The sequence below is a fragment of the Sphingomonas natans genome (assembly GCF_030546695.1).
Lineage (GTDB): Bacteria > Pseudomonadota > Alphaproteobacteria > Sphingomonadales > Sphingomonadaceae > Sphingomonas_I > Sphingomonas_I natans.
In genome coordinates this window covers 320,406-347,223 of record NZ_JAUOTP010000004.1, presented here as the reverse complement: position 1 = coordinate 347,223, position 26,818 = coordinate 320,406, and the positions used below count along the sequence as shown (strand labels likewise).

The 26,818-nt window shown below is 66.4% G+C and carries 23 protein-coding genes; 6 read left to right on the top strand and 17 right to left on the bottom strand.

The window, feature by feature from the left end; all coding sequences use genetic code 11:
- Positions 1-8: 8 nt before the first annotated feature.
- Complete coding sequence (locus Q4F19_RS11215) at positions 9-164, top strand: DUF3309 family protein (protein ID WP_303542567.1); 156 nt, start codon at positions 9-11, stop codon at positions 162-164.
- Positions 165-298: 134 nt separating this feature from the next.
- Here Q4F19_RS11215 and Q4F19_RS11210 read toward each other — a convergent pair whose 3' ends face one another.
- The 5 genes from Q4F19_RS11210 to Q4F19_RS11190 form a co-directional block, all read right to left on the bottom strand.
- Positions 299-2,341 (bottom strand): beta-galactosidase, encoded by a 2,043-nt coding sequence (locus Q4F19_RS11210; RefSeq protein ID WP_303542566.1) that lies wholly within the window; start codon positions 2,339-2,341, stop codon positions 299-301.
- A gap of 70 nt (positions 2,342-2,411) precedes the next feature.
- Complete coding sequence (locus Q4F19_RS11205; protein ID WP_303542565.1) at positions 2,412-5,030, bottom strand: glycosyl hydrolase 115 family protein; 2,619 nt, start codon at positions 5,028-5,030, stop codon at positions 2,412-2,414.
- Positions 5,027-7,207: a galactocerebrosidase gene (locus Q4F19_RS11200; protein WP_303542563.1), complete on the bottom strand. Its 2,181-nt coding sequence runs from the start codon at positions 7,205-7,207 to the stop codon at positions 5,027-5,029. The genes Q4F19_RS11205 and Q4F19_RS11200 overlap by 4 nt, the downstream gene beginning before the upstream one ends.
- Before the next feature lie 139 nt (positions 7,208-7,346).
- Positions 7,347-8,129, bottom strand: a complete 783-nt coding sequence (locus tag Q4F19_RS11195; RefSeq protein WP_303542560.1) for an ABC transporter ATP-binding protein — start codon at positions 8,127-8,129, stop codon at positions 7,347-7,349.
- On the bottom strand, positions 8,123-9,091 hold the full coding sequence (locus Q4F19_RS11190; RefSeq protein WP_303542559.1) for a FecCD family ABC transporter permease: 969 nt from the start codon (positions 9,089-9,091) through the stop codon (positions 8,123-8,125). Before Q4F19_RS11190 ends, Q4F19_RS11195 begins: the two co-directional genes overlap by 7 nt.
- A gap of 137 nt (positions 9,092-9,228) precedes the next feature.
- Here Q4F19_RS11190 and Q4F19_RS11185 point away from each other — a divergent pair, with 137 nt between their 5' ends.
- Positions 9,229-10,056 (top strand): ABC transporter substrate-binding protein, encoded by an 828-nt coding sequence (locus Q4F19_RS11185; RefSeq protein ID WP_431312399.1) that lies wholly within the window; start codon positions 9,229-9,231, stop codon positions 10,054-10,056.
- Positions 10,057-10,113: 57 nt separating this feature from the next.
- Here the strand turns inward: Q4F19_RS11185 and cobO are convergent, their stop codons facing one another.
- The 4 genes from cobO to Q4F19_RS11165 all read right to left on the bottom strand — a co-directional run bounded on the left by cobO (position 10,114) and on the right by Q4F19_RS11165 (position 14,879).
- Complete coding sequence (gene cobO / locus Q4F19_RS11180) at positions 10,114-10,722, bottom strand: cob(I)yrinic acid a,c-diamide adenosyltransferase (protein ID WP_303542558.1); 609 nt, start codon at positions 10,720-10,722, stop codon at positions 10,114-10,116.
- 84 nt (positions 10,723-10,806) lie between these two features.
- On the bottom strand, positions 10,807-12,726 hold the full coding sequence (locus Q4F19_RS11175; protein ID WP_303542557.1) for a PAS domain-containing hybrid sensor histidine kinase/response regulator: 1,920 nt from the start codon (positions 12,724-12,726) through the stop codon (positions 10,807-10,809).
- Between the two features lie 62 nt (positions 12,727-12,788).
- Positions 12,789-14,294, bottom strand: a complete 1,506-nt coding sequence (locus tag Q4F19_RS11170; protein ID WP_303542556.1) for an ATPase domain-containing protein — start codon at positions 14,292-14,294, stop codon at positions 12,789-12,791.
- A 153-nt stretch (positions 14,295-14,447) separates the two neighbouring features.
- Positions 14,448-14,879: a DUF3606 domain-containing protein gene (locus tag Q4F19_RS11165; protein WP_303542554.1), complete on the bottom strand. Its 432-nt coding sequence runs from the start codon at positions 14,877-14,879 to the stop codon at positions 14,448-14,450.
- A 108-nt stretch (positions 14,880-14,987) separates the two neighbouring features.
- Between Q4F19_RS11165 and Q4F19_RS11160 the strand changes: the two genes are divergently transcribed.
- Positions 14,988-15,245 (top strand): hypothetical protein, encoded by a 258-nt coding sequence (locus Q4F19_RS11160; protein WP_303542552.1) that lies wholly within the window; start codon positions 14,988-14,990, stop codon positions 15,243-15,245.
- A 7-nt stretch (positions 15,246-15,252) separates the two neighbouring features.
- On the opposite strand, the gene Q4F19_RS11155 is transcribed toward Q4F19_RS11160, so the two are convergent.
- Genes Q4F19_RS11155 through cyoA form a run of 7 tightly spaced genes read right to left on the bottom strand, consistent with a single transcriptional unit; the run spans position 15,253 to position 21,830 of the window.
- On the bottom strand, positions 15,253-15,783 hold the full coding sequence (locus tag Q4F19_RS11155) for a response regulator transcription factor (RefSeq protein ID WP_303542550.1): 531 nt from the start codon (positions 15,781-15,783) through the stop codon (positions 15,253-15,255).
- Positions 15,780-17,063: an ATP-binding protein gene (locus tag Q4F19_RS11150; RefSeq protein ID WP_303542548.1), complete on the bottom strand. Its 1,284-nt coding sequence runs from the start codon at positions 17,061-17,063 to the stop codon at positions 15,780-15,782. Before Q4F19_RS11150 ends, Q4F19_RS11155 begins: the two co-directional genes overlap by 4 nt.
- A 9-nt stretch (positions 17,064-17,072) precedes the next feature.
- The gene (locus Q4F19_RS11145) at positions 17,073-17,753 is read right to left on the bottom strand and encodes an SURF1 family protein (RefSeq protein WP_303542546.1); all 681 of its coding nucleotides are present in this window, start codon (positions 17,751-17,753) and stop codon (positions 17,073-17,075) included.
- On the bottom strand, positions 17,750-18,112 hold the full coding sequence (cyoD, locus tag Q4F19_RS11140; RefSeq protein ID WP_303542543.1) for a cytochrome o ubiquinol oxidase subunit IV: 363 nt from the start codon (positions 18,110-18,112) through the stop codon (positions 17,750-17,752). Before cyoD ends, Q4F19_RS11145 begins: the two co-directional genes overlap by 4 nt.
- Positions 18,109-18,738, bottom strand: coding sequence for a cytochrome o ubiquinol oxidase subunit III (gene cyoC / locus Q4F19_RS11135; protein WP_303542540.1), 630 nt, complete (start codon positions 18,736-18,738; stop codon positions 18,109-18,111). The genes cyoD and cyoC overlap by 4 nt, the downstream gene beginning before the upstream one ends.
- A 3-nt stretch (positions 18,739-18,741) precedes the next feature.
- A complete protein-coding gene (cyoB, locus tag Q4F19_RS11130; RefSeq protein ID WP_303542539.1) occupies positions 18,742-20,742 on the bottom strand; it encodes a cytochrome o ubiquinol oxidase subunit I in 2,001 nt (666 codons plus the stop codon).
- Between the two features lie 8 nt (positions 20,743-20,750).
- Positions 20,751-21,830 (bottom strand): ubiquinol oxidase subunit II, encoded by a 1,080-nt coding sequence (gene cyoA / locus Q4F19_RS11125; protein WP_431312393.1) that lies wholly within the window; start codon positions 21,828-21,830, stop codon positions 20,751-20,753.
- Positions 21,831-21,969: 139 nt separating this feature from the next.
- Between cyoA and Q4F19_RS11120 the strand changes: the two genes are divergently transcribed.
- The 3 genes from Q4F19_RS11120 (at position 21,970) to Q4F19_RS11110 (ending at position 26,157) form a co-directional block, all read left to right on the top strand.
- Positions 21,970-23,295, top strand: a complete 1,326-nt coding sequence (locus Q4F19_RS11120) for an MFS transporter (RefSeq protein WP_303542538.1) — start codon at positions 21,970-21,972, stop codon at positions 23,293-23,295.
- 34 nt (positions 23,296-23,329) lie between these two features.
- On the top strand, positions 23,330-25,441 hold the full coding sequence (locus Q4F19_RS11115; protein WP_303542536.1) for an ATP-binding protein: 2,112 nt from the start codon (positions 23,330-23,332) through the stop codon (positions 25,439-25,441).
- Positions 25,442-25,575: 134 nt separating this feature from the next.
- Positions 25,576-26,157 carry a response regulator gene (locus Q4F19_RS11110; RefSeq protein ID WP_303542534.1) on the top strand — a complete coding sequence of 194 codons (582 nt, stop codon included), beginning with the start codon at positions 25,576-25,578 and terminating at the stop codon, positions 26,155-26,157.
- Between the two features lie 21 nt (positions 26,158-26,178).
- On the opposite strand, the gene Q4F19_RS11105 is transcribed toward Q4F19_RS11110, so the two are convergent.
- Complete coding sequence (locus Q4F19_RS11105; protein WP_303542532.1) at positions 26,179-26,565, bottom strand: response regulator; 387 nt, start codon at positions 26,563-26,565, stop codon at positions 26,179-26,181.
- Positions 26,566-26,818 lie beyond the last annotated feature (253 nt).

Genomic DNA, 26,818 nt, shown 5'->3' with positions numbered 1-26,818 from the left:
AGAGCGAGATGCTCGGTACGATCTTGATCGTTGTTCTGATCCTCATTCTGGTCGGCGCTCTGCCGACATGGGGGCATAGCCGCAGCTGGGGCTACGGACCCTCTGGCGGACTCGGGCTCGTCCTCCTGATCGTCGTGATCCTGCTCCTGATGGGTCGGATCTGACCGGCAGGACCGTCAGACGACCGGGAGGAAAAGTCCGCCTGTCCTGTTGCGCGCTCAGTGGATGATGCGATCCGTTGCTGTCTCGGGCGTACGGCGAGGCGATCAACCTCGCCGCATAGTCCGATCGGGCGCTGTCAGGCGTCGCGCCAGGCCGAGACCTGCTGCGGGCCGACGAGCTTCCCGCCGAGCACGAACCTGCGGCGCGCCTCTGGAATGGTCCAGCTGCGCGGCCCGTAGTTCAGCGCGAAAGTGAGGGCGCCGCGTCGCTGGAGGCGCACCCCGTCGGGGAGGTCATAGGTCTTCAGGCCGGCACGGTTCGATGCCGTTTTCAACAGCGATCCGGTGAAAGCGGCATCGCCCTGGCAACCGACATACCAGATGCGCGCGCTGCCCATGACGGCGGCTTCGCCGTCGTCATAATGTGCCAGCACGGGCAGGGCCGTTTCCAGCCATTCGCGCCAGCCCATGGCCTGGCCGGTTATGCCGGTGCCCGTGACGGGCACTCCGGTGCCGGCCCGCGCAATGGCGACCTGCTTGACCTTGACCGGGACAAGGCTTTGCAGCGGCCCCGGGGGAAGATCGCCGGGAATGGCGAAGTCGGCGGTCTTGGAGCCCGATCGCGGCCCGATCACGACAAGGCCGTTGGCGGCGGCCAGTTCGGCGCGTATTTTCTCGTCGATCGTCCAGACGGACGGCACGACGACGAGCTTGTAGCCCGCAACGGGCGTGCCCGCGCGGACGATGTCGACGTTGAGCCCGATCTTACGGAGCGCGGCGTACCAGCTTTGCGCATGGACGAGATGATCCTGCCCGCTGCCGTTGGGCTGGATCTCGGTCATCCACACCGTTTCGTAATCGAACAGGAGCGCGACATCGCCGCGCGCGCTTTTCGGAATGGGTCCGATGCGCGCGATCTCCTTGGCGACCTGCGCGGCTTCCTCGCCGCCGGCGGAGATATGGCCGTCGGGCCGGTTGAGCCCGGAATGCATCTGCTCGGGACCGACCTGGCCCTGACGCCAGCGGAAATAGCTGACCGTGCCCGCGCCGTGCGCAAATGCTTCCCACGTCCAGAGGCGGACCATGCCCGGCAGCGGCGCCGGATTGTAGCGCGCCCAGTTCACCGGACCCGGCTGCTGCTCCATGATCCAGAAGGGTGCCGGGTTCAGCCCGCGGACGAGATCGTGGTTCCAGCCCGTCAGATCGGGATTGCCGGTGCGGTCCCAGCGCGCATCGTCCTTGCCGGCGGCGACGCCGAGCGGATAGCTGTCCCACGATGCCATATCGAGCGCTTGCCCGACCGGATAATGATCGAACTCGGTGAAGTTGGCCATGAAGTTGGTCGTGATGAATCGACCCGGTGACAGCGGCCGGATGACGTCCGCCTGCACCTTGTGGAACGCCATCACTTGTTCGGATGCGAAGCGGCGATAGTCGAGCAGCATGTCGGGCGGAAAATCGTAGGGCGAGGAGGTCGGCAGCCCGATCGCCTCGAAGCTCGGCGATTGCTGTGACCAGACGACGGTGCCCCATGCCTTATTGAGCCGCGCGATCGTGCCGTAGCGCGCGCGCAGCCACGTCCGGAACCCCGCGAGGTCGGCGGCACCATAAGAATAGGTCGTGTCGTGGCAGCCATATTCATTGTCGATCTGCCAGCCGACGACGCCCTTATGGCGCCCGTAGCGATCGGCCATCGCCTTCGCGATCCGCGCGCATTCGCGGCGGTAGAGCAGGCTCGAGAAGCTATAATAGCGACGCGAGCCGAAGCCCTTCACCTGGCCGTCCTTCGCGACGGGCAGGATCTCGGGATAGCGCGCGACCATCCATTCGGGCGGACAGGCGGTCGGCGTGCCCATCACCACGCCGAGTCCCGCGCCGGACAGCGTATCCACGGCGCGATCGAGCCAGCCCCAGTCGTAGCGGCCGGCCTCGGGCTCCATCAGCGTCCAGGCGAATTCGGCGATGCGGACGCGGCTGAGGCCGCGCGCGACCATGTCGGTGGCATCCTGCTTCCAGCGCGATTCATCCCACTGCTCGGGATAATAGCAGCAGCCGAGACGCAACGCGTCGGCGTCCCCGTCCGGGCCCAGCATCGCCGCCGAGGCTTTCGCGCCCGCCTGTCCCGCCGCCGCGAGAACGAGCGCGGCCTGGACTACCTGTCGCCGGGTCGGATCGGTCATTGTCTTCTCCTGAACTGGGTTCTGTTTTCGCGGGCGCCGGCAGGTCGCGGGATTGCCGACATCCTGCGTGTCAATGCGCCGCCGCTGGGGCAGACGGCGAGCTGGCGATCCGATCGAGCGCGACGCCGCTGCTGCGCGCGACGATGACGATGTCGTGCATGCCCGGCGAAAGCCGATCGGGTAGCTCCACCGCGAGCAGATTATCGAGCACGCCTTGCGTCCAGGCGGGGCTTTCGGCCGGGTGGGAGACGTCGAGCCGAACCGGAGGATTGGCGTCGATCTGGACGTCGAGATGCAGGACGGCATCGGATCCGTCGTTCGAGAAAAGCGGCAACATGCCGAGGCTGAGCGTGCGCGGCCCGCCTGCGGGCACGGTCATGCGCACCGCGAGACGGGCGCCGGCATGCTGGGCAATCATCGTCCCCGCGCCGCGGCCGAGGCTCTTGTGCAGAACCCACCCGTCGTTCGACACGAACTGCTCGGCTTCCTGCCACAGCACGCCGCCATCCTTAAGCGGCGAGGGGGGCGCAATCGACGGACGTTCGCCCGCAAGCCCCGGCGCCGGAAGCGAAACGGGGGCCGTGCGGAATTGCCGCCACTGGCTGTCGGCGGGCTCCTCGGTGATGATGTAGCGCCACTTGCCGCCGGCGATCGTCTCGTTGAACCGGCGCGTCAGGGCCTTGAGTTCGACATCGGCCGCGATCGCCGCGGCGCCGGCATCGCGCGCGATCGTCGGCTGCGTATCGACGAGCGAGTCGTAGCGCTCCGCCCCGAAGAAACGCCGATTGGCGGCAGCGGCAGCCTTCACCGGATAATCGACGAGCTCGAAGAAAGCGTCCGCATAGTCCTGCGGCAAGCTTGCCCGGATCGCGTCGCTGCCGGCCGCGAGCGTGCGAAACCGATCGAGCCGCTGATCGATCTCGACGGACGATATCTTGTAGCGATTGCCGATCTCGAACGGCGTCGTCGGCGGATAGAGCGGCCGCTCTCCCGGCAGCCAGGATTGGAGATGTTCGGGCCGGCGCTCGAAATTCAGGCGGAAATGCTCGTCGAGCAAAGCGGCGATCGGCTCGGCCCGCGCGGGTCCGAACGTGCGGCCCGCCCAGTCCGTGAGAAAACCCACTTGATCCCGGTCGCGCCAGCGATCGATATCCCAGGCCATTTCCAGGAACAGGCTGACACCGATCTCCGCCGGCTTGATGTCGCCCGCATTGGCGATCCACACGGTTCGCGCGCCGGCATCGTAAGCGCGCGTCATCTCTTCCTGGACGAGCGCGGGCGGCGTCGTCCCGAGCCAGATATAGGAGAGTGGCGCCCCAAGGTAGGAGAGGTGATAATAGACACCCATGCCGCCCTTGCGCGCGCGCTCGGCGTCGCTCGGAAACTGGCGGATATATCCGAAATTATCGTCCGGCCAGACGATCGTCACGTCATCTGGGATCTTCAGCCCGCCGCGATAGAGATCCAGCACCTCCTTGTAGGGCATGAACATCTGCTTGGCGCCCGAAAGATCGGGCGAGACATGGCGCCGCAGCATCGCGCGCTGGTCCGCGATCGCACTTGAGAGAAGGTCGATCCGTCCCTCCAGCGTCGATGCGCCGACCATGCCGCCGTCATGGATGCCGCGCATGCCGAGCGTCCACAGGCTCTCATAGCGCGCATTCGTCCTGACGCGCTGCTCCCAATACGCGCGCACGCCCGCCGGATTGTCGGCATAGTTGAAGTCCTGTGCCGTGCCTTTCCATTCGCCGACATTGTTGCGCAGCATCGGCTCGGCATGGGACGAGCCCATGACGATCGCATAATCGTCGGCGAGCTTCGCATTGGCAGAATCAGCGTTGAACGGCGCGCTGACCTTGTGCATCGCCGGCCACAAAGTGTTCGCCTTCAGGCGAAGCAGCAGTTCGAAGACGCGCTCATAGGTCTTCGGGCCGATATTGCCGCGGGCCGGATCGAAGGTCCGCGCCGCCCAGGGGAAGAGCCCCCAATCCTCATCGTTGATGAAGAGGCCGCGATAGCGGACGCTGGGCGGCCCGAAGCGGCGGGTCCCCGCAGGGATCCAGAGCGCTTCATGCTTCTGCGCGGGGACGTCCGCCCACCATGTCCAGGGCGAGACGCCCATCTGCTCGCTCAGTTCATAGACGCCGTAGGCGGTGCCCCGCCGATCGCTGCCGACGATGATGAGTGCGTCCTCGATCCCCGGCAGCGGATGCGGGACGGTGAGAATGAGGAAGCTCTCCCAGGCGCCGCGCAGCGCGCGCACGTCGATCCTGCCCTGGCGGATCAGGCCGTCGATCGCGCGGCTGCGGCCGATCGTGCCGATCAGCACGATATGCCGGCTCTTGGGCGCCGTCGATCTCGCGCGCAGGTCGGGCCGGATCCCGGTAACCGCGCTGACATCCTCAGCCAGGTCGCGCACGGCATGCGCGACGACGGCATGATCGGCCGGATCATAGACGAGCATCGCCGCTTGGCCGGCGCCGGCCAGGGCGAAGGCGCCGGGAAGCGGCGTCTCGGACACGAGGGGCGCGCGCGGCGGGGCCGCGTGGGCGGGCAATGCCGCCGCTGCAAAGGACAGGCCGAACAGCGCCGGCCGGACGATCCGGGTTCGCCAGATATGCCGTATCCCGCGCGCGAGGCCGGCAACGGTGGACCTCGCTGCCCGACCGGCATGCTGCAGAAGATTCATGATCGCTTTCCTGACGCGTAGATGGGCGTCCACCGTCGTTTCGTCGCAGGCGCGGGCGTCGGCGTGCCGATCGACGTTATCGCGACATTGTCGAAATAGGGCATGCTGAGCTTCGTGCCGGCAGCGCCCGCCAGCAAGCCAGCCATGCCGTGCGCATAGAGACCGTCATCGGCCTGCAGGATCTGCCGCCCGTCGACAAAGCCGGTGATCGACGTGCCGGCGAAACGCAGCGACACGGTGTGCCACTGCCGCGCCCCGACGCCCGAGACATGCTGTGTGGCCAGAAGCTTCTCGCCGCCTTCGCTCATGTCGTTCTGTGCCTTGATCAGCGCCTGCTGCTCTGCGTCGCCTACCAGCTTCTTCTTGTCCGCCTTGCCCCGGACCACGCTCAATCGCAGGTCGCCGCTCGCATCCAGCCGCAGCACATATCCCTTCGGAATGAAGCCGTAGCCCGTCCCGGTATCGTTGATCCGGCCCATGACCGCGGCGGACTCGCCGTCTCCCAGATAGACATCGGCATCGACCTGGTAATCGTGCCACTGATCGTCGCCGATGATCGTATAGGGCAGCCAATCGGGCGCCCACGATATCGTCGGCCGGGGCGCCTTCTGGCGCAGGCAGCCGCCCGGCCGGGCCGGACAAGGCGAGAGCTCGAACGCGCCGCTGATGTCGGCGAAATAATGCGGCAGATAACCCCAGGATTCCGCCGCCCCGTAGCCGTCGAAGCTCTCCAGATAGGGGAAGGGGAATGCGGCTTTCTCGGACACTTCGGGGAACGTGCCCTTGCGCTGCCCCCGCGTCGTCGTCAGCGAATAGACCGAATTGGGATTCAGCGTGATCGAGACCTTGCCGTCGCGGGGTGTGATGTCGGCTTCGCGCACGAACTGCTCGTCGCGGTCGCTTCGCCAGACCGCCAGGCTGGATTGCGACAGCCCCGTCCCGATCGCGAAGTCGACGCGCTGCGCACGGGAGGCGTCCTTCGTCTCGACGATGATGCTGTAGTCGTCGGCGGGCGACTTCAACGTCACGAACGTGCCGCCGCCTCCCAGATCGCCGCTGCCGCCCGTCAGATACTGCCACCCTTGCGCGGTGAATTGCCCGTAATGCGCGTATCCCCACAAGGAGGGGTTGATCTCGAAGTGCCCGCTCCAGGGCCAGTTGGCGCGAAGCCCCGCCTCCTTCACCCCCGAATAAGGCTCCATCTCGTACAGGCTGGCGATCCCGTACCAGTTGACGATCTTGGTGACGCCGCTGCGGATGTAATTTTCGTTGAACGCTTCGACGATGCCGATCAATCCGTCGAAACCGGCCTTGTAGACATGTTGTTCGGTGTTCCAGATCGGCTTGCCCATGTCGCGCGCGGCCGGCTGGATATCTGCGGGGACGACCGACTGGGGCGCGTTGATATGCGCACCGATGATATCGATGCTGTCGCGCAGCGCCCGGTCCTTGACCATGTCGGGGACGAACTTGAACTTCCAGGGATCCGGCCAATTGTCGAACGCGTGCAGCCTGACCTTCGCGAACCCATGGCCGTTCAGCCCGGTGCGAAGCGCTTGGGCGAAACCGTAGCTGGCGCCTTTCTCGTTTCGGATCCCGATCGCGTCGAGCTCGAGACCGTAGACCTGGCGCAGGCCGCGAAGCCATGTGATGTAATAATCGACGGTATCCTGCGAGAAGAAGCGCGCGTCGCCCTCGTAATCCTTGCCCAGGCTCTGCGGGTAGAGTGCGCCCGAGGCGCCGAGCCAGCCGGGCGCGCTCCATGCCGCGCCATCGAGCGAAATCGAGTTGTTGCGCCGCCGCGCCTCCTGCATCACCCACCACGTATAGCCGCGCCGATAATCGAGATCGTCGCGGTCGTGCATGTGGCTGGGCATCGAGCCCTGCGTCGAGTTGCCGTCGCCCGGAATCTCGACATACAAGGCGCTGACCGACGCGCCGAAATGCGGCTTGTAGAGCAGGTCGAGGATCTGGCTGCGTTGCGGCTCGGGATAGTCCTTGAGCAGGACGGAGGTCGCGCCGCCGCCGTCCACCACCCCGATCCCCTCGAAGCGCTTGCCGTGGCCATCGTCCTGCAGCGTGATGGTCTGCGGCACGGATTGGGCCACGGATTGGGCCGCTGCCGGGGAGACGAGACTGGCGAGCATCAGGGCCGCGCCGACGTGGAGCCCGTTCACGATCCTGTTCCTTCGATGGCTATCCGGCGACGGGTGCGCGGCAGCCCGCTGGTCCGCAAGTCGCGCGGATGAATGCGGACGCGCATCTCTCACCGGGTGAGAGCCAGCGATGTCCGGCCGTCCCGTCCACCGCGCATGATCATCGGGCCGCTTCCCTCTCCATCGGCAGGATCAATGCCCGACCGCTTTCCGTCTCGATCCTCGCCCGGATCCCATAGACGTCGCGCAACCTATCCGAGGTGAGAACAGCGAGCGGCGGCCCATCGGCGACGAGGCGGCCGGCATGGATCAGCAGCAACCGGTCGCAATAGCGCGCCGCCATCGTCAGATCGTGGAGCACGGCGACGACGAGCTTGCCCGATTGCGCCTCGTCGAGCAGCAGATTCATCACGTCGATCTGGTGGCCGGGATCGAGCGAGGCGAGCGGCTCGTCGGCGAGCAGGGCGGGCGCCTCGACCGCCAGCGCGCGCGCCAGAAGCACGCGCGCGCGCTCGCCGCCCGACAATTCGGTCGCGATCCGGCCGCGCAGAGGAGTTACGTCGGACCGCTCCATCGCCCGATCGATCGCCGCTATGTCGGTCGCCGACATCCCCGACATCGGCGCGAGATGCGGCAGCCGCCCGAGCGCGACGAGCCGCTCGACAGCGAGGGGCCAGTGCAGCGTTTGTCCCTGCGGAAGATACGCAAGCTGCCGGGCGATCGCCGCGCGCGGCAGGCTCGCGAGGTCGGCGTCATCGATCCGGACGTGACCTGCCGAGGGCGCGACCAGACCGAGCATCGCGCGCAGCAGGGTCGATTTGCCGGCGCCGTTCGGCCCGACGATGCCGACGAGCGACCCCGCCTCCAGGGATGCGCTCACGTCGCGGACGACCGATCGCCGGCCAAGCGCCACGCTCAGATTGTCGATCGAGAGCGTCACCACAGCCGCCGCTCCCGCACCAGATAGACGAGGAAGACCGGGACGCCGAGGAAGGCCGTGACCACGCCGAGCTTCAGCTCGTTGGTCGAGGGGATCAACCGCACGCCGATATCGGCGATCGTCAGCAGCGCCGCGCCCGCTAGGGCCGATGGCAGCAGGATCGCCGAAGGGCTGCGATCGGTGAACGGGCGGACGATATGCGGCACGATCAGCCCGATGAAACCGATCGACCCCGACACCGCCACCGCGCCGCCGACGCCGATCGCGATGCCGAGCAGGATGCGGAGGCGCGCGCGCCCTAGATCGACGCCCAGCGCGCGCGCGCCATCCTCGCCCAGCGTCAGCGCATCGAGCGCGCGCCCGTCGAACAGGAGCAGGGCGGAGCCGATGACGATGCACGGCAGCGCGATCCACACATGCTGGAAAGACCGGTTCTCGAACGAGCCGAGCAGCCAGGTCATGATCTCCATCGCCGCATAGGGATTGGGCGAGAGATTGAGCGCGAGACTGATCGCCGCGCCTGCGAGCGTCGAGATCGCGATGCCCGCCAGGATCAGGGTGAGCGGACTTTCGGCGCGCCCGGCCAGCAGGAACAGCGGCAGCAGCGCGAGCAGCCCCGCCGCGATCGCGAGGAGCGGGAGCAGCGCAGGATGAAGCTGGGCCAGCCCGAAATAGAGCGCGCCGACCGCGCCGAGCGCCGCGGCGTTGGAGGCGCCGAGCACCGACGGCTCAGCGAGCGGATTGCGCAGATAGCCCTGAAGCGCGGCGCCGCTGAGCCCCAGCATCGCGCCGACGAGCAAGGCGAGGATCGAGCGCGGCAAGCGCAGCTCGAGCAGGATCGCCCGGGCGACCTCGTCACCATGCCCGCCGAGCACCGCCAGTGCGCGCGCCGGCGGGATCGAGACCGGGCCGAGCAGCAGCGAAGCGATCCCGGCGAAAATCACCAGGCCGATCAGCGCCGCCATGAAGCCTCGCCGCGCAAATCTGCTTTCCTGTGCGGATGTCACGATGAACTCGCCTCGGATCGGTCACCCGTCACGCTTGTCTCCCCGGGTCGCTCGTCTATTCAGCGCGCATGCGCGCTTTCCGTCACTGGGTGATCATGGGCCTCGTCGCCCTTTCGATCAGCGCTCCGCCTATGGCGCCCGCCGCCGCGCCGCAACCGCCCCGGCGGATCATTTCTCTGAACCTGTGCGCCGACCAGTTCGTCCTGGCGCTCGCCGATCGCAGCCAGATTGCCGGCCTCACGCGCAACGCGACGAACGCCGATATGTCCGCCGAGGCCGATAAGGCGCGCGGATTGCACCTGCTCGGCCAGTCTGCGGAGGAGGTGTTGGCGATCGATCCTGAGCTCATCGTCGGCATGGGCGCGCGGCGCGGCGCTATGGCGGTTCTGTCGGCGCATCATTATCCGACGCTCGATCTCAAGAGCGCCGAAAGCTATGACGCGATCGTGGCCAGCATCCGCGCGGTGGCCGAAGCGGTCGGGCATGTTGCGCGGGGCGAGGCGCTCATCGCCGACATGGATCGCGAACTGGCCGCGCTCTCGTCGCGCCCCGGCAAAGGGCGAGTCGCCGCTTATTATCAGCGGCGGGGCTTCATGACCGGGACCGGCACGCTGATCGACGATTTGATGACGCGCGTCGGCCTACGCAATCTGGCGGGCGTCATCGGCAAGCCGGCACTGTCGCAACTGTCGCTGGAAGAATTGACCGCGGCCCAGCCCGATTACCTGATCATCGACAGCACGAGCGAGCGCATCGCCGATCAGGGCACGGAGATGCTGCACCACCCGATCCTCGCGCGCATCCCGAGACTGGCGATCCCGCAGGCGTGGACGGTGTGCGGCGGACCGGCCTATGTCCTCGCCGCGCGCAGCCTCGCACGGCAGATCACGCAGACGTCATCAGGATACAGCGGCGCCCGCTGAACGCCGCGGGATCGCCTCCCTGCACCGGCGACTGTATCGGCGACGCGCTGACAGACATCAGAATTCTATGCCGGCCTGCGCCTTCACGCCCTGCTCTCGAAAAGGGTGTTTGATCGACGTCATCTCGGTGACGAGATCGGCCATCTCGATGAGCGCTTCGGGCGCGTTGCGGCCGGTGACGATGACATGCGTCATCGCCGGCTTCGCGCGGAGCGCCTCCAGCACCTCGTTCAGCGGCAGATAGTCGTAGCGCAGCACGATATTGAGCTCGTCGGCGAGCACCATCGCGTAGCTCGGGTCGGCGATCATGCGCTTGACCTCTTCCCACGCTTCGCGCGCCACCGCGATGTCGCGCGCGCGATCCTGCGTGTCCCAGGTGAAGCCCTCGCCCATCGGCTTGAACTCGACATTGTCGGGAAAAGCATCGAACACCAGCTTCTCGCCGGTCGCCATCGCGCCCTTCACGAACTGCACGACGCCGACCTTCTGGCCGTGGCCGATCGCGCGCACGACCATGCCCAGCGCCGCGGTCGTCTTGCCCTTGCCCTTGCCGGTGTGGACGATGAGCAGGCCCTTCTCCACCGTCTTGGCCGCGACGATCTTGTTCTGCGCAGCCTGCTTCTTTTTCATCTTCTCGGCGTGCCGTTCCTCGGTTCGCTCGATCATCGTCATGCTCCTGCGATTTGGGCGAGCGGCGCGCGTGCACGTCCGAGGTCCGTCTAATGGCGGCCGCTGCCACGTCGTATTGGGCTACGGCTGGACGGCGTTCAACCGTCGGGCACGCGCTCCGCCGTCGCGCAGCAGATCGTCGACCTTCGCGGCAAGGTCGGCCTGCCGAAACGGCTTGGCGAGCCGCGGCACGTTGCCGGGCACGTCTTCGCCGGCGGCGGCATAGCCGGTGACGAGCAGCGCCGGGAGCTGGTTTCCGGCAGACCTCAGACCCGAGATCAGCGCACCGCCCGTCATGCCGGGCATCAGATAATCGCTGACGAGCACATCGACCTGGATACCCGATCGGATGGCGCTCATCGCCTGGCTGGCCGATCCCATCTCGACGACGACATATCCGATGTCGCGCAGCATATCGGCCGTGCCGGATCGCACCAGCTCCTCGTCATCGACGAGCAGCACGGTCGCCGCTCGCCGGGCCTTGACCGGTTCCGGACGGGCTTCGCCGGCATCGCTCGCCGCCTCGTCGGTTGCCGGCAACCAGAGCTCGACTTCCGTCCCGGTGCCGGGCGTGCTGCTGAGCCGCAGCGCTCCGCCCGATTGTGCGGCCAGCCCGTGGACCATCGAGAGACCCAGCCCTGTGCCTTCGCCGATACCCTTGGTGGAGAAGAAGGGTTCGGTCGCCCTCGCCAGCGTGGCGGCGTCCATCCCGAAGCCCGTATCCGCCGCGACGAGCCGCACATAGCTTCCCCCCGGCAATCCGATCGTGTTGCGGTCGTCCAGAACGGCGGTGCCGGCGGCGATCGTCAGGCGGCCGCCGCTGGGCATCGCATCGCGGGCGTTGATCGCGAGGTTCAGCAAAGCGAGCTCGAGCTGGTTGGGATCGACGCGCGCCGACGAGACGTCGCCCGGAAGCTCCAGCACCACGTTGATCGAGGGGCCGAGCGAGCGACGGATGAGGTCCGCAATGCCATCGATCAGCGCGCCGACATCGACCGCCTTCGGCTGGAGAGCCTGCCGCCGGGCAAAGGCCAGCAGGCGCTGAGTCAGCGTCGCGGCGCGCTCGGCGGCCTGCAACGCGCCGGTGACCATGCGCTGGGTCCGCTCGTCGTCCGCATGACGACGGCGCATCATGTCGAGGCTGCCCACGATCGGGGTCAGGAGATTGTTGAAATCGTGCGCCACCCCGCCGGTCAGCTGGCCGATCGCATCCATTTTCTGCGCCTGCGCGAGTTGCGCATCGGCCTCCTTGCGATCGGTCACATCCGAGACGACTCCCGACATCCGCGTCGGCCGCCCATCCTCGTCATAGCGCACGCGGCCCTTGACGACGATCCAGCGGTGGCGGCCATCGACGGCGGCGATGCCGCATTCCAGCTCGATCGAGCCCGTCTCCAGCGCCCTGTCGAACACGGCCGCGGCGCGATCGCGGTCACCGGCGTCCACATGCGAAACGAACGTCTCGATATCCCAGCGGCGACAGGAATCCGTATAGCCGAAGATCTCGTCATGGCGCTGCGTCCTGCGCGCCTCGCCCGTCGCGAGATCCAGATCCCAACTGCCCATGCCGGCCGCGTCGAGCGCGATCTCCAGGCTTTCGCGCGCGGTCTCCAGGTCGCGGGTGCGGTCGACGACGGCGCGTTCCATCGTTTCGGCCGCATCGCGGACTTCATATTGGCGCTGACGCGCCTTCCGGGCCGAGCGGATCGCGCCGAGCATCGCTTCGGCATGGAGCGGCCGTTCGAGCAGCACGACATTGCCGAGCTCGCTCAAACGGCTCGTGGCGATCGCCGTGCGGGGCGCGCGCGTGCCGTTGGCCAGCACGATGAACGGCATGTCGGACCATTTCGGCTGCGCGGCCACCCACGCCATAATCTCGGCCGGGTTGCCGATCGTCAGCGCCTCCTCGGTCAGGAGCACCGCGCCAGCGCCCTCCTGCAAACCCGCCAGCAATTCCGCGAGATCGCCGCAGATGACGGCGTTGATCTGGTTCTTGCTCATGAGTTCGGCCGCGATCGCCGAATCCCGTCCGCGGGGCGCCAAGATGAGGACGCGGATATCCACTAGCCGTGTGAGTCCAGCGTGCCCATGCGGCTGGCCATCAGCGTCTTTCCCTCGCCGGAGAAGGTCGGCACGCCCGTCAGGACACCCTGAAATGCACGCAACGGATCGCCGACCTGCAAGCCATTCTGTCCGATCCGGAATTCGCGGATCGTGCGTTCGTGGCGGGTGGTGCGCGTCTTGATCACCGAGATCGCCTGGCGGACCTCGCCCTGCGCCTCGAAATAGCGCAGCTGCGCGACCGTGTCGGAGAGATAGCTGAGATCGATATCCGCGCGGACGTCGCCCATGACGCCGTGGAGACCGAGGATCAGGAGACTGACGACGCCCTTCTGGCCGAGATAGGTCAGCAGCTCGTGCATCTGCAGCACGAGAAACTGCTCGTTCGGCATCGACAGCATATAGGCATTGAGGCTGTCGATCACGACGAGCGTGACCCCCCGATCCTCGACGCTCGACTCGATCGAGCCGGCGAATTCGCCGGGCGACATTTCGGCGGGGTCGATCGCGCGCAGTTCGAGGCTGCCATCGTCGAGATAGGGTTGAAGATCCATGCCGAGCGCGGCGCTGCGGGCGAGCAGCGTCGGGAGCCTCTCGTCGAACAGAAAATAGGCGGCTTTCTCGCCCCGCTTCAGCGCCGCGACCATACATTGGATCGATGCGGTGGTCTTGCCGACGCCGGCCGGCCCCGTCAGCAACGTCGCCGTGCCGGGCACCAATCCGCCGCCGAGGAGCATGTCGAGCCCCGGCGAGCCGGTCGAAACCGGCGGACCGGACACCGCGATCTGGTGCGCGGAGGCGACCAGCCGCCGATACACGCACAGGCCGCCCGGCTTGATCTCGAAATCGTGATAGCCGCCGCTGAACTGGACACCGCGCATCTTGACGACGTGCAGCCGGCGCCGCTGCGCTCCGAAACCGGACAGGGTCTGCTCGAGCGCGATCACGCCATGCGCGATGCTGTGAAGCTGGAGATCGCTCCCGCTCGCGCTCTTGTCGTCCAGGAACAGCACAGTGCAGCGTCGCGTCGAGAAAAAATGCTTGAGCGCCAGGATCTGGCGGCGATACCGGATCGGGCTCTGGGCGAGCAGTCTCAGTTCGGACAGGCTGTCGAGCACGACCCGCGTCGGCTTGAGCTCGTCGACCTTCGCCATGATGTCGCGAACCGTCTCGCCGAGCTCGACTTCGCTGGGATGGAGCAGGGTCTGCTCATATTCCTGGCCGAGCCCGTCGGCGGGTACCATCTCGAACAGCTCCAGGCTGTCCAATGACCAGCCGTGCGTCTTCGCGACCGCACGAAGCTCGGCCTCGGTCTCGGCCAGCGTGATGTACAGGCCCGCCTCGCCCTCTTCGGCGCCGCGCAGGAGGAAGGTCAAACCCAGCGTGGTCTTGCCTGTCCCCGGCGTGCCTTCGACCAGATACATCCTGTCGGGAGTGAGACCGCCGTTCAGGATACCGTCGAGCCCGCTGATCCCCGTGCAGGCAGGGCGGGGAAGTGCTTCGTCCAACGCCAACGTCCATCCTTCTCTCGGGGCCTCGCTAGACCCGCCCCAACACTTCGGCTTCCAGAAGGTTCAGTCGGTAACGATAGCGACGGTCCTGGGTCAAACGGGCGGAAGCGGATCGGTCGCCTCGGCGCCGCAGGACCGGCTACACCACTGTCACGCCTGCTTGCGCCGTTCGGCCAACGCGTTCGCGGCCTTCCGATCGGAACCTGCCTCCTTGATGATGCTGCGTGCCTCGGCCGAGCCGATGCCGTGCTTGCGGGCAAAATAGGCGACTTCATAGGGTTCGCCGGCAGCGACCCGCGATCTGTCGCCCGCGCCGCGCTTCCGCTTGTCGTCTCCGCGCCGCGCCCGCTTGGCGGGCGGCGTGGCGGCCGGCCGACGGCGTCGCGAATAGAACAGGCCCGCGAGCGCAGCGCCCAATCCGACAGCGGCGCCGATCGACAGGATCGCGCCGGATCGTCCCAGCTCCTTCTTTGGAGCCTCGCTCGGCCTGGTCGGGATCGGTGCCGCCTTCTCGACGATGGGCGCCGGGTGGAGCGGGTAGGGCGAGACCGAAGCCTGGGGGACCGGCGGCTTGTGCGTCATGAGTCGATCCTTCGTATCTGGAAGCCGGGTCAACGGTCGAACGGTCGGTCAGTTGCGCATATCGGCGGCCATTGCCCTATGACGGTGCCGTCGCCGAAGGAGTGCCGGATGTCCGAAGACTATGCCCATGGCCGCCGGGACGGGCTGCGCCTGGCTTTGGCGATCCTAGCCGCGGAGGAAGCCAAGTGGGAAGCGCTGCTCGGGGAAAGCCCGTCCTGGCGGACCAATGCGATCCGCAGCGTCCGCCACAAGACGCTGCAGGTGGCCCAGACGCGCGTGCAGACGGCGCTCAATCGCCTGCTGCCCAAGGAGGATGCATCGATGAACGCGGAGCTCGCCTCGGCGCTCGAAAAGATCGGCCTCTAGCGATCTCCTAGCGTATGTGCCGCTTGTCGAGCTTCCTCGCGAGCGTGCGCCGATGCATGCCGAGGCGACGCGCGGCCTCCGAGATGTTGAAGTCGGTATCCGCGAGTGTCTGGTGGATACGCTCCCATTCCAGCGTCTTGATCGAGGTCGGCGCCGCAGCGAGGTCTGCCGCCGCATCGCCCGCGCCCTGGCCGAACGCGCGTTCGATATCGTCGCTGTCGGAAGGCTTGGTGAGATAGTTGGTCGCGCCCAGCTTGATCGCTTCCACGGCCGTGGCGATGCTCGCGAAGCCGGTCAGCACGATGATCTTCATCGCCGAATCATGGCCGTGCAGCGCCTCCACGCAGGCGAGGCCGGACGAGGCACGCAACCGCAGATCGACGACGGCGAAGCCCGGCGCGAAACCGGCAAGCAGGTCCGCCAGCCCCGCCGCATCGTGAAGCACCCGCACCTCATAGCCGCGGCGTTCGAACGAGCGCGCGAGCGTCTTCGCGAACCCCGCATCGTCCTCGATCACTAGCAGGCGGCGATCGGTCATGACGGCTCCGGGGTAAGCGCCGCGAGCGGCACCATGAGAGTGACGACGGCGCCGCGCACCGCGCCGTTGCGCACCGCCACCGTGCCGCCCAGCTTGCGCAGGACGTTGACCGCGAGGAACAGGCCGAGCCCGGCGCCGCGCCGATCCTTGCTCGATCGATAGGGCTGCCCGATCGTCTCCAGCATCGCCGGCGGAAATCCGACGCCGTCGTCGGTCACGGTCAGATCGATGATGCCTTCGCTGATCCTCACGTTCATCTCGATGCGCGAGGCCTCGGCCTCGGCAGCATTTTCGAGGATGTTCGTCAGGATCTGCGCGAGCGTCCGATCGACGACGACCTCGGGGTCGGGATCCAGCTTGTCGTCGAGGGTCAGCAGGCCGGGGCGCTGGGCGGACCAGGTGGTCGTGACCGCGACGAGGAAGTGGCGCAGCGTCGTGCGTTCCAGATCCTCCCCGCGCGCCTCGCCCGCCGCATAGAGGATTCCGCCGACGATATCCTTGCAGCGTGCCACCGCCGCCTGCATCTCGGCGATCTCCTCGGGATCGGCGGCGAGCGCGGGCTGCTTGCGCCAGTCTCCGAGGATCACCGATAGCGACGATAACGGCGTGCCGAGCTCGTGCGCGGCGCCCGAGGCAAGCAGCCCCATCCGCACGATATGATCCTCCTCCGCCGCCTGCTGCTGCATACGGGCGATGCTGGCGTCGCGCTGCCGCAGGTTGCGGCTGATCCGCGTGACGAAGAAGACGAGCAGGACCGCGACGAGCACGAAATTGACCCAGCTCGCGAACAGCTGGACCGGCGAGATCGCGCTCGCATAGCCTTCCGGCAGCGCCAGCGGGCGGTGGTAGAGCGAGAGCAGGCCGAAGGCGATGCTGTGCAGCACGAGCAGCACCCAGCTCGACCAGGCTTCCAGCAGGACTGCACCGATCACGATCTGGAGCAGGCCGATCGGCGCGAACGGATTGGTCGCGCCGCCGCTCATGTAGAATTGCGCCGTCAGCGCGGCGAAATCGACGAGCAGCGCCAGGAACAGGCCCCGGTTCGTGACCGTCCCCCCGCGCGCGAGGAAGACCAGCGACCAGATGTTGAGCCCCGCCAGCGCGGCGACCACCGCGATCATCGGCCCCAGCGGGAGGCTGATGTTCAGCCCGAAGCGCACCACCAGGATCGTGACGAGCTGTCCCAGCAGCGCCACCAGGCGGAGATGGCTGAGCAGCAGCATGTTGCGGCCGCCCGCGAGCGCGGCGCTGTACCGCGCCGGATCGGCGGGAAAGGGCATGCGCCGGTCCTAGCGCCGGCGGCGGCGCCACGCCATCCGCAGGCCGGTGCCGGCCAGCAAGGTGGCCATCGTGAACCAGGTGATCGCGTAGAGCAGGTGATTGTCGGGAAAGGTGACGATCGTCAGCCCGCCTTTTGGCCAGCTCTCGCCGGGCCGCGCGTCGCCATCGATGAAGTAGGGCGCGACCACGCCGAGCGACCGTCGCGCGGCGATCGCGGCCACGTCGCGCGAATACCAGCGGTCCGCGGCGGGATCGTTGGTCCGCAGGAAGCCGCCGCCGGGCTCGCTCAGGCGGAGCAGGCCGGAGATCGTGACCGGCACCGGCCTGCGGGCGGTCCGACGAAGGTCCTGCGGCACGAAGCCGCGATTAACGAGGAGGGTGAAGCCGCGATCGGTCTCGACCGGCGCCATGACCCAGAAGCCCGGGCCGTAGCCGGTCACCGCCTGCACAAAGGTCTGGCGATCGGCGCGCAGAATGCCGTGGACGATGATACGCGTATAGACGTCGGCAGGGCCGATCCGTCGCCATGCGGCGGGGCCGGGGGCGTCGATCGGCGGCGCCGCCAGCCGGCGATCGACCTGCGCGACCAAATCATGCTTCCAGGCACGGCGCTGGACCTGCCACACGCCGAGCGACACGAGCGCCGCCACCGTCAGCGTCAGCAACGCCGCGATAGCGACGCGCTTCACATGCCGCTCGTGTCGCCCGATCCCATGCCCGGCATCATGTTCATGTTCAGATGGTGCATGACCCACAAGGATCCGACGAGCCCGATCGCGACCATCACGACCGTGAAGATCAGCGCCATCAGGTTCCAGCCGCCTTCGGACCGCGCATCGAGATGGAGGAAATAGATCATGTGGACGAGCACCTGGACGAGCGCGAAGCCCATGATCGCCAATGCCGTCGCCTGCTTGCCGAAGCTGCCGTCCATCACCAGCCAGAAGGGGATGGCGGTCAGTATCACCGACAGCGCGAAGCCGGTCAGATAGGTCCGGCGCGAGCCGTGCGCCGGCGCATCGCCATGGCCATGCGTGTCGCCGCTCATCGAATGACTCCCATCAGATAGACGAAGGTGAACACCCCGATCCAGATCACGTCGAGGAAGTGCCAGAACAGCGACAGGCACATCAGCCGCCGCTTGTTGGCCGCGATCAGCCCGCCGCGCGCGACCTGCACCATCAGCGTCACCAGCCAGATCAGGCCGATCGAAACGTGGAGGCCGTGCGTGGCGACCAGCGTGAAGAAGGAGGACAGGAAGGCGCTGCGCTGCGGGGTCGCGCCTTCGGCGATCAGCGCATGGAATTCGCTCAGCTCGATGCCGATGAACGCCGCGCCGAACAGGCCGGTGATCGCCAGCCAGACGAGCGTGCCGGTCTTGCGATTCTCGTCCATCGCCAGCATCGCGAAGCCATAGGTGATCGACGACAGCAGCAGCATCGTCGTGTTGACCGCGACCAGCGGCAGCTCGAAGATCTCGGAAGGCTTCGGGCCGCCCGCATAGCTGCCGCCATAGACGCCGTAGCAGGCGAACAGCATCGCGAAGATGAGGCAATCGCTCATCAGGTACATCCAGAAGCCCAGCATCGTGCTGCCGCCGGCTTCGTGATCATGCTCGTCGGCGAGGTAGAAGACGGGCTCCTCGCCGTTATTGCCCGGGATTACATGTGCCATCGCTCAGACCCCCGCCGCCGCGAGTGCGCGTGTGCGGGCTTCCTCGGTGCGTGTCACCTCGTCGGCCGGGATATGGAACTCCCGATCGTAATTGAACGTGTGGTGGATCGCGACCGCGAACACCCCGATCAGGCTCGCGCCCGCCAGCCACCAGACATACCAGATCATGCCGACGCCGAAGGTGAGGCTGAGCCCGGCCAGATACAGGCCGGTCGGCGTGTTGCGCGGCATCAGGATCGCGCGATAGCCGTCGGTCGGCCGGCGGTGGTTGCGGCTCTTCATGTCGTACCAGGCGTCCAGATCGTGGATCACGGGCGTGACCGCGAAATTATAGGCCGGCGGCGGCGACGAGGTCGCCCATTCCAGCGTGCGTCCGCCCCACGGATCGCCGGTCGTGTCGCGCAGCCGCTCGCGGTCGCGGAAGCTCACGTAGAACTGGATGAGCGAGGAGAGGATGCCGATCGCGACCAGCGCCGCGCCGAACGCCGCGATGAGGAACCAGATCTGCAGGCTCGGATCGTCGAAATGGCGCAGGCGGCGCGTCACGCCCATCAGGCCGAGCACATAGAGCGGCGTGAAGGCGAACCAGTAGCCCGAGACCCAGAACCAGAAGCTCATCTTGCCCCAGAATTCGTCGAGCTTGAAGCCGAACGCCTTGGGGAACCAGTAATTGATGCCCGCGAACATGCCGAACACGACGCCGCCGATGATCACGTTGTGGAAGTGGGCGACGAGGAACAGCGAGTTGTGCAGCACGAAATCGGCGGGCGGCACCGCGAGCAGCACGCCGGTCATGCCGCCGACCGTGAAGGTCAGCATGAACGCGATCGTCCACATCATCGGCAGCTCGAAGCGGATCCGGCCGTGATACATCGTGAACAGCCAGTTGAAGATCTTGGCGCCCGTCGGGATCGAGATGATCATCGTCGTGATGCCGAAGAAGCTGTTGACGCTCGCGCCCGAGCCCATCGTGAAGAAATGGTGGAGCCAGACGAGGTAGGACAGGATCGTGATGACGACCGTCGCATAGACCATCGAGGTGTAGCCGAAGAGGCGCTTGTCGCAGAAGGTGGACGTCACCTCGGAATAGACGCCGAAGGCGGGCAGGATCAGGATGTAGACCTCCGGGTGGCCCCAGATCCAGATCATGTTCACGTACATCATCGGGTTGCCGCCCATGGTGTTCGTGAAGAAATGCGTGCCGAAATAGCGATCGAGGCCGAGCAGCGCGAGGACCGCGGTCAGCACCGGGAAGGCGGCGACGATCAGGATGTTGGTGCACAGCGCCGTCCAGGTGAAGATTGGCATCTTCATCATGGTCATGCCCGGCGCGCGCATCTTCACGATCGTGCAGACGAGGTTGATGCCCGATAGCAATGTGCCGATACCGGCCACCTGCAGCGCCCAGATATAATAATCCACACCGACATCGGGCGACTGATCGAGCCCCGAGAGCGGCGCCATCGCCAGCCAGCCGGTTCGCGCGAACTCGCCGACGAACAGGCTCATCATCACGATCACGGCGCCCATCGCCGTCATCCAGAAGCTGAAATTGTTGAGGAATGGGAAGGACACGTCGCGCGCGCCGATCTGCAGCGGCACCGCGAAGTTCATGAGTCCCGTCACGAACGGCATCGCGACGAAGAAGATCATGATCACGCCGTGCGCGGTGAACACCTGGTCATAATGGTGCGCGGGCAGGAAGCCGTCATTCGCGCCGAACGCCATCGACTGCTGCATGCGCATCATGATCGCGTCGGAAAAGCCGCGCAGCAGCATGATCATGCCGAGGATCATGTACATGACGCCGATCTTCTTGTGATCGACGCTCGTAAACCACTCGTTCCAGAGATAGCCCCAGACGCGGAAATAGGTGAGCGCGCCGACCAAGGCCGCGCCGCCCAGCGCCACGACCACGAAGGTGCCCATCACGATCGGCTCGTGGAGCGGCAGCGATTCCAGCGAGAAGCGGCCGAAGAGGAATTTGATGACGTCGGGGGACATATCGGGGCTCAGTTCTGCGAGGGCGATCGGCGGGCGTCGTTCGGCGATCCGGCGCGGGGCGCGGTGCCCTTTTCGCTGCCGGAGCGCAGCAGGGCGCCTTCGGGTTCGCCGGCGGGAGGGCGGCTATTGTCGTTGACCGGAGCGGGCATCGATTGCCCGGCAGCGCCTGCGGTGCCCATGTGCATGTCCGTCGCGCAGGTCGCGCCCGGCTCGGTGCACATCCGCACGATCCGGTCGAACAGCTTGGGATCGGCGGCGGCCCAGCGCAGCGGCTTCACATTCTCGCTCGGCCGCGCCAGCACGCGATAGACGGGCAGATCGAGCTTCGCGCCGCCGGCGCGCGCATGCGCGACCCACCGGGCGAAACCCGCATCGTCGACGCCATCGACGGTGAAATGCATGCCCGAGAAGCCCGCGCCGCTATAATTGGCGGAGAAGCCCTCGAAGCGGCCGGGCTTGTTGAGCACGGCGTGCAGCTTGGTCTCCATGCCGGGCATCGCATAGATCTGGCCGGCGAGCGCGGGGATGTAGAAGGAATTCATCACCGAGCTCGACGTGATCCGGAAGCGGACCTCGCGATTGAGCGGCAGAGCGAGCTGGTTGACCGTGGCGATGCCCTGCTCGGGATAGATGAACAGCCATTTCCAATCCAGCGCGACGACGTCGATCTCCAGCGGCGCGGTCTTGGCGGCGACGGGCTGGCCCGGCGCGATCCGCCCGAGTCGGCGATAGGGATCCAGCGTGTGCGTGCTGATCCAGGTGATCGCGCCCAGCATGATGATGATCAGCAGCGGCGCCGACCAGATGATCAGCTCCAGCGAGGTGGAATGATCCCAGTCGGGCTTGTGCTCGACGGTGTCGTTCGACGCGCGGTAGCGCCAGGCGAAGAAGATCGTCAGCGCCATCACCGGCAGGATGATGACCAGCATCAACAGGGTGGAGACGGTCAGGATGTGCGCCTGCTGGCGGGCGACGTCGCCCGAGGGCGCCAGCACCTGCATCCCGCACCCGCCGAGCAGGAAGGACGCCGCCGGCGCGAGAAGCGCGATCGGGCGTCGATGCGCCCGGAAGATGCTGCACGAAAACATTGTCGCCGCCTACGCTGTCGGTGTCGCTCCCGACGATTGGACAATTTGTCCTATACCCCGATAGCGACAGAGTCGCATAAGGGCACGATCCAATACGTATGTCGCGCATCGCGGCGGGATCAGGAAGATTGAGCAGCCGATGGCCGGAAATGCCGCATCGACATCGCCGGAACGCGACGCACGCGCGATCAACAGCCATCATGACGATGGCGTCCATCCGGGCGAGATCGCGATCGGAGTGATCATCGGGCGCACGTCCGAATATTTCGATTTCTTCGTCTATGCGATCGCCTCGGTGATCGTGTTTCCGCAGATCGTCTTCCCGTATCTGGATCGCCTGACGGGCACGATCTGGTCGTTCGCGATCTTCGCGCTCGCCTTCGTCGCGCGCCCCCTCGGATCGCTGATCTTCCTGGCGGTGGATCGGCATTTCGGCCGGGGGATCAAGCTCACCATCGCCCTGTTCCTGCTCGGCAGCTCGACGGTGGCCGTCGCCTTCCTGCCCAATTACGCGCAGATCGGCTGGGTGAGCGCCGCGATGCTGTGCGCCTTCCGCATCGGCCAGGGCATCGCGCTCGGCGGCGCGTGGGACGGGCTGTCCTCGCTGCTGGCGATGAATGCGCCGGAGAATCGCCGCGGCTGGTATGCGATGGTGCCGCAGATCGGCGCGCCGCTCGGCCTGATCGTCGCGAGCGGGCTGTTCGCTTACTTCCTGAGCAACCTCTCGACCGCTGATTTCCTCGATTGGGGTTGGCGCTATCCCTTCTTCGTCGCCTTCGCCCTGAACGTGGTGGCCTTGTTCGCCCGGCTGCGCATCGTCGTCTCGCCGCAATATGAGGCGTCATTCGACAATCTCGAGCTGCAGCCCTCGCGCGTGACCGCGACGATCCGCTCGGATGGCTGGACGATCATCGTCGGCGCCTTCGCGCCGCTCGCCAGCTTCGCCTTGTTCCACATGGTCACGGTCTTCCCGATCTCTTGGATCCTGCTGTTCACGCACCAGGATCTGGCGACCTTCCTGCTGGTCGAGATCGGGGGCGCCGCGGTCTGCATCCTCGCAATGATCATGTCGGGTCTGCTCGCCGATCGCTTCGGCCGCCGCACGGTCCTGGGCAGTTCGGCCGCAGCGATCGCCGTCTATAGCGGCTTCGCGCCGCAGCTGCTGGACATGGGTCCGATCGGCGCGGCCGGCTTCATGTTCGTCGGCTTCATCCTGCTGGGCGTCGCCTTCGGCCAGTCGTCAGGTGCGGTCGCATCGGGCTTCTCGCCCCAGTCGCGCTATACCGGATCGGCGCTGACCTCGGACCTCGCCTGGCTGTTCGGCGCGGGTTTCGCGCCGCTCGCCGCCTTGTTGCTCGCGACGCGGGTTGGCCTGATCGCTGCGGGCCTCTATCTGCTCTCGGGCGCGCTTGGCACGCTCGCAGCCTTGGCGATCAACAAGAATCTGGCGCGCAAACCCGATTGATCCGCGGGCGCCTGGGTAGGAGGCGGCAAGCGAGATGACCGAGCGCACCAGTGCCTGTCCATTCCTCGCCGACGGCGGAGAGATGGGGGCGCTGATGCGCGCGTATCCCTGGACCGGGACCGCTTTGGGCGAGCCTTCGACCTGGCCGCAGTCGCTGCGCTCGATGATCTCCGTCTGCCTGAATTCGCCGATGCTCGGCGCGGTGCTCTGGGGCCCGGAGCTTCGGATGCTCTACAACGATGCCTATATCCCCTTGATGCGCGATCGCCATCCCGCGGCGCTCGGGCAGCCCGTGGCGGACATCTGGGGAGAGGAGTGGCTGCGGGTCGCCAAGCCCCTCCTGGAGGTGATGAGCGGCGGCAAGGGGTTCGAGCGCCGATCGGTGGCGGTGCCGATGGTCCGGGACGGCCTCGAACAGCTCACCCACTGGGATTTCACCACAGCGCCCATTCGTGGCGAGGACGGCGCCATCATCGGCCTGTTCAACCAGGGCGTGGACATCACCGAGCGCGTGCTCGGCGCCGAGGCCGCCCGCGAGAGCGAGGCGCAGTTGCGGCAGGCCTTGGCTGCGGGCGATGGCGTCGGCACCTGGGCGTGGGACGTCGTCGAGGACCGCGTCCGCGCCGATGCGCGCTTCGCGCACCTGTACGGCGTCCCGGTCGAGCTGGCCCGGAGCGGCGGGCCGATCGCGAACTTCTTCAGGCGCATCCATCCCGACGATCTGCCGCGCGTCCGGGCGGCGGTCGCAGAGGCGCTGCGGACCGGAGACGTATTCAGCGAGGAATATCGGCTGGTCGACGAGCGCGGTACGGTCCGCTGGGTCCTCGCCCGGGGCCAGTGCGAACGCGCCGCCGATGGCACGCCGCTGCGATTTCCGGGGGCGAGCTTCGATATCACCGAGCGCAAACGCCTGGAGGATGCGCTGAACGCGCTCAACGCCGATCTGGAACAGCGCGTGGAGGCCCGAACGCAGGAGCTCTCGAAGGCCGAAGACGCGCTCCGCCAATCGCAGAAGATGGAGGCGGTCGGCCAGCTGACCGGCGGGCTCGCGCATGATTTCAACAATCTGATCCAGGGCATCACCGGGAGCCTGCAGATTGCGCGGCGCAGGATCGAGGCGGGCCGGCTGGAGGATGTGGACCGGTTCATGGACGGCGCGCTGCGCTCGGCCGATCGGGCCTCCGCGCTCACGCATCGTCTTCTCGCCTTCGCACGCAGACAGCCGCTGGACCCGCGACCCGTGGATGCGAACGGCCTGATCGCATCGCTGGCAGATATCTTCCGCCGGACCGTCGGCGAAGGAATCGATCTGGCGATCGCGCCGGCGGCCGATTTGTGGAAGGCGCGATGCGATCCGCACCTGCTCGAAAGCGCGCTGCTCAATCTGGTCATCAATGCCCGCGATGCGATGCCGGATGGCGGCAGTCTGCGCATCGAGAGCGCGAACGCGCGGCTTGAGGGCTCGGCCGCTACGACGAATGCCGGCGTGCTTTCGGGAGATTATGTCTGTATTTCGGTGGCCGACACCGGATGCGGTATGTCCGAAGAAACCAAAAGCAGGGCGTTCGAGCCGTTCTTCACCACCAAGCAGATGGGGCACGGCACCGGGCTCGGCCTGTCGATGATCTATGGTTTCGCCGGGCAGTCCGAAGGCAATGTGACGATCGCGAGCGAGTTGGGGCGCGGGACGACCATCAGCCTGTATCTGCCGCGAGACGATGGAGTCTCGCAGCCGGAGATCGCATCGCCCCCAGTTGAAGCGCCGTCTGCAGCCGGTCGCGGGGAGACCATTCTCGTCATCGAAGATGAGGAGATCGTACGCGACCTGATCGTGCTGATGTTGCGCGATCTGGGATATGAGGTGGTGGAGGCGGCGGACGGCGTGACCGGAATCGCGATCCTGAAATCCAGCCGGCCGATCGATCTGCTTGTAACCGATATCGGTCTGCCGGGGCAGGACGGCTGGGTGGTGGCAGACGTAGCGCGTGCCGAGCGACCCGATCTCAAGATCCTGTTCATGACCGGTTATGCGGAAAAGGCCGAGCTTGCAGAAAGCGTTCTCGGGTCCGGCATGGCGATGGTCACCAAGCCGATCTCGATCGAAGCACTCGCCGACCGCATCCGTGAGATGATTCCGATCTCCTGAGGGCTGGCGTCGCATATGCGCTCGCCCATAGGCGTCGCGCGAACCGCCGATGATCGTCCGGATTGCGCGCTGAGCTTGAGATTGTACAAGCGCATGACAATGGCAGCCGCGCGATCGCGGCATTCGGAGGCTCGATGGAGACGAAAATTCACATTCTCGTCGTCGAGGACGATGAGATTCTGTCGGCAAACCTCACCGCCGCGATCGAGGATCGCGGCTGCGCAGTCGTCGGCCCGGTGGCGAGCGTCACGGACGCTCTCGCGTTGCTGCAACGGACCGAGGTCAGCGCCGCGGTGCTGGATGCCAATCTGCTTGATCGCGATGTGTCGCCCGTCGCCCTGCAACTGATCGAACTCGCCATCCCGTTCGTGATTCATACCGGCTTCGGTCTGCCGGATGAGCTTGCCGCCGTGTTCCCGCATGTCTCCGTCATCATGAAGCCGACGGATCCCGACGACGTCGTGGTCCAGCTCCTGACGCAGGCGGATCTGCTGCGGAACAGCGGCCAGCGCCGCCCGAACGATATTGTCGATGCGATCGACGAACCCCAGGCGCGCGAAGCGAAGATCGCCAGGATCGCCGCGGCGCTGTTCGACCAGTTCAACGCCAAGGCGATCACGCTCGCGCGGCGTCAGCAGGCCGATGCGATCGGCGAGGCCAGGACGACCTGGACCGGGATCATCGGCGAACTGGAGAGACTTGGATCCTGCGGTTGATCAGGTCGGCTTGGGTCAGCGTCACGACCCGGTGATGATACCGCGGACTTCGGCAGCGAGGGTAAGAGGATCAAAGGGCTTGGCGATCATCGCCAGGGCGCCGAGCGACCTGTAGACATCCGCATCTGCCTTGCGGACGCTTCCGGTCAGGAAGATGATCGGGGTCTGTCGATAATCATCCAGCTCCCGAATGGCGGTCAGCAGGTCCGCCCCGCTGAGGTCTGGCAACTTCGCATCGAGAATGATGCAGTCGAAATGTTCCTCTCGGCCTTGCAGGATCCCCAAAGCTTCGCCCGCGCCACGCGAGAGGCTTGTCGCTATGTTTTCATCCAGACCAAGTGAAAGCGATGTTATGAAGAGCGCGTCCTCGTCATCCTCTACGCAAAGTATCTTAAGTTTTCCCGCCATCCCTGCCGCGAGCCCCAATTTACATTCCGCTACTTTGACATCTGCCTAACCCTGTTGTCCTAGCCAGCGTCTGCGGCGCTTGCAAACAAATCGCCCAGCGACCGGATAGTGCCAGGAAAAAGCGCAGATTTCCGCTTCTTTTCATCCCGATCATCGTGCGCGGGGCCCCCAATTCGTCGCGACGCCGAAACGAACGCCGCGAGTCGGCCACCGGCTCGCGATCGACACCGAGATCAATCTGGCCACGGAGCCG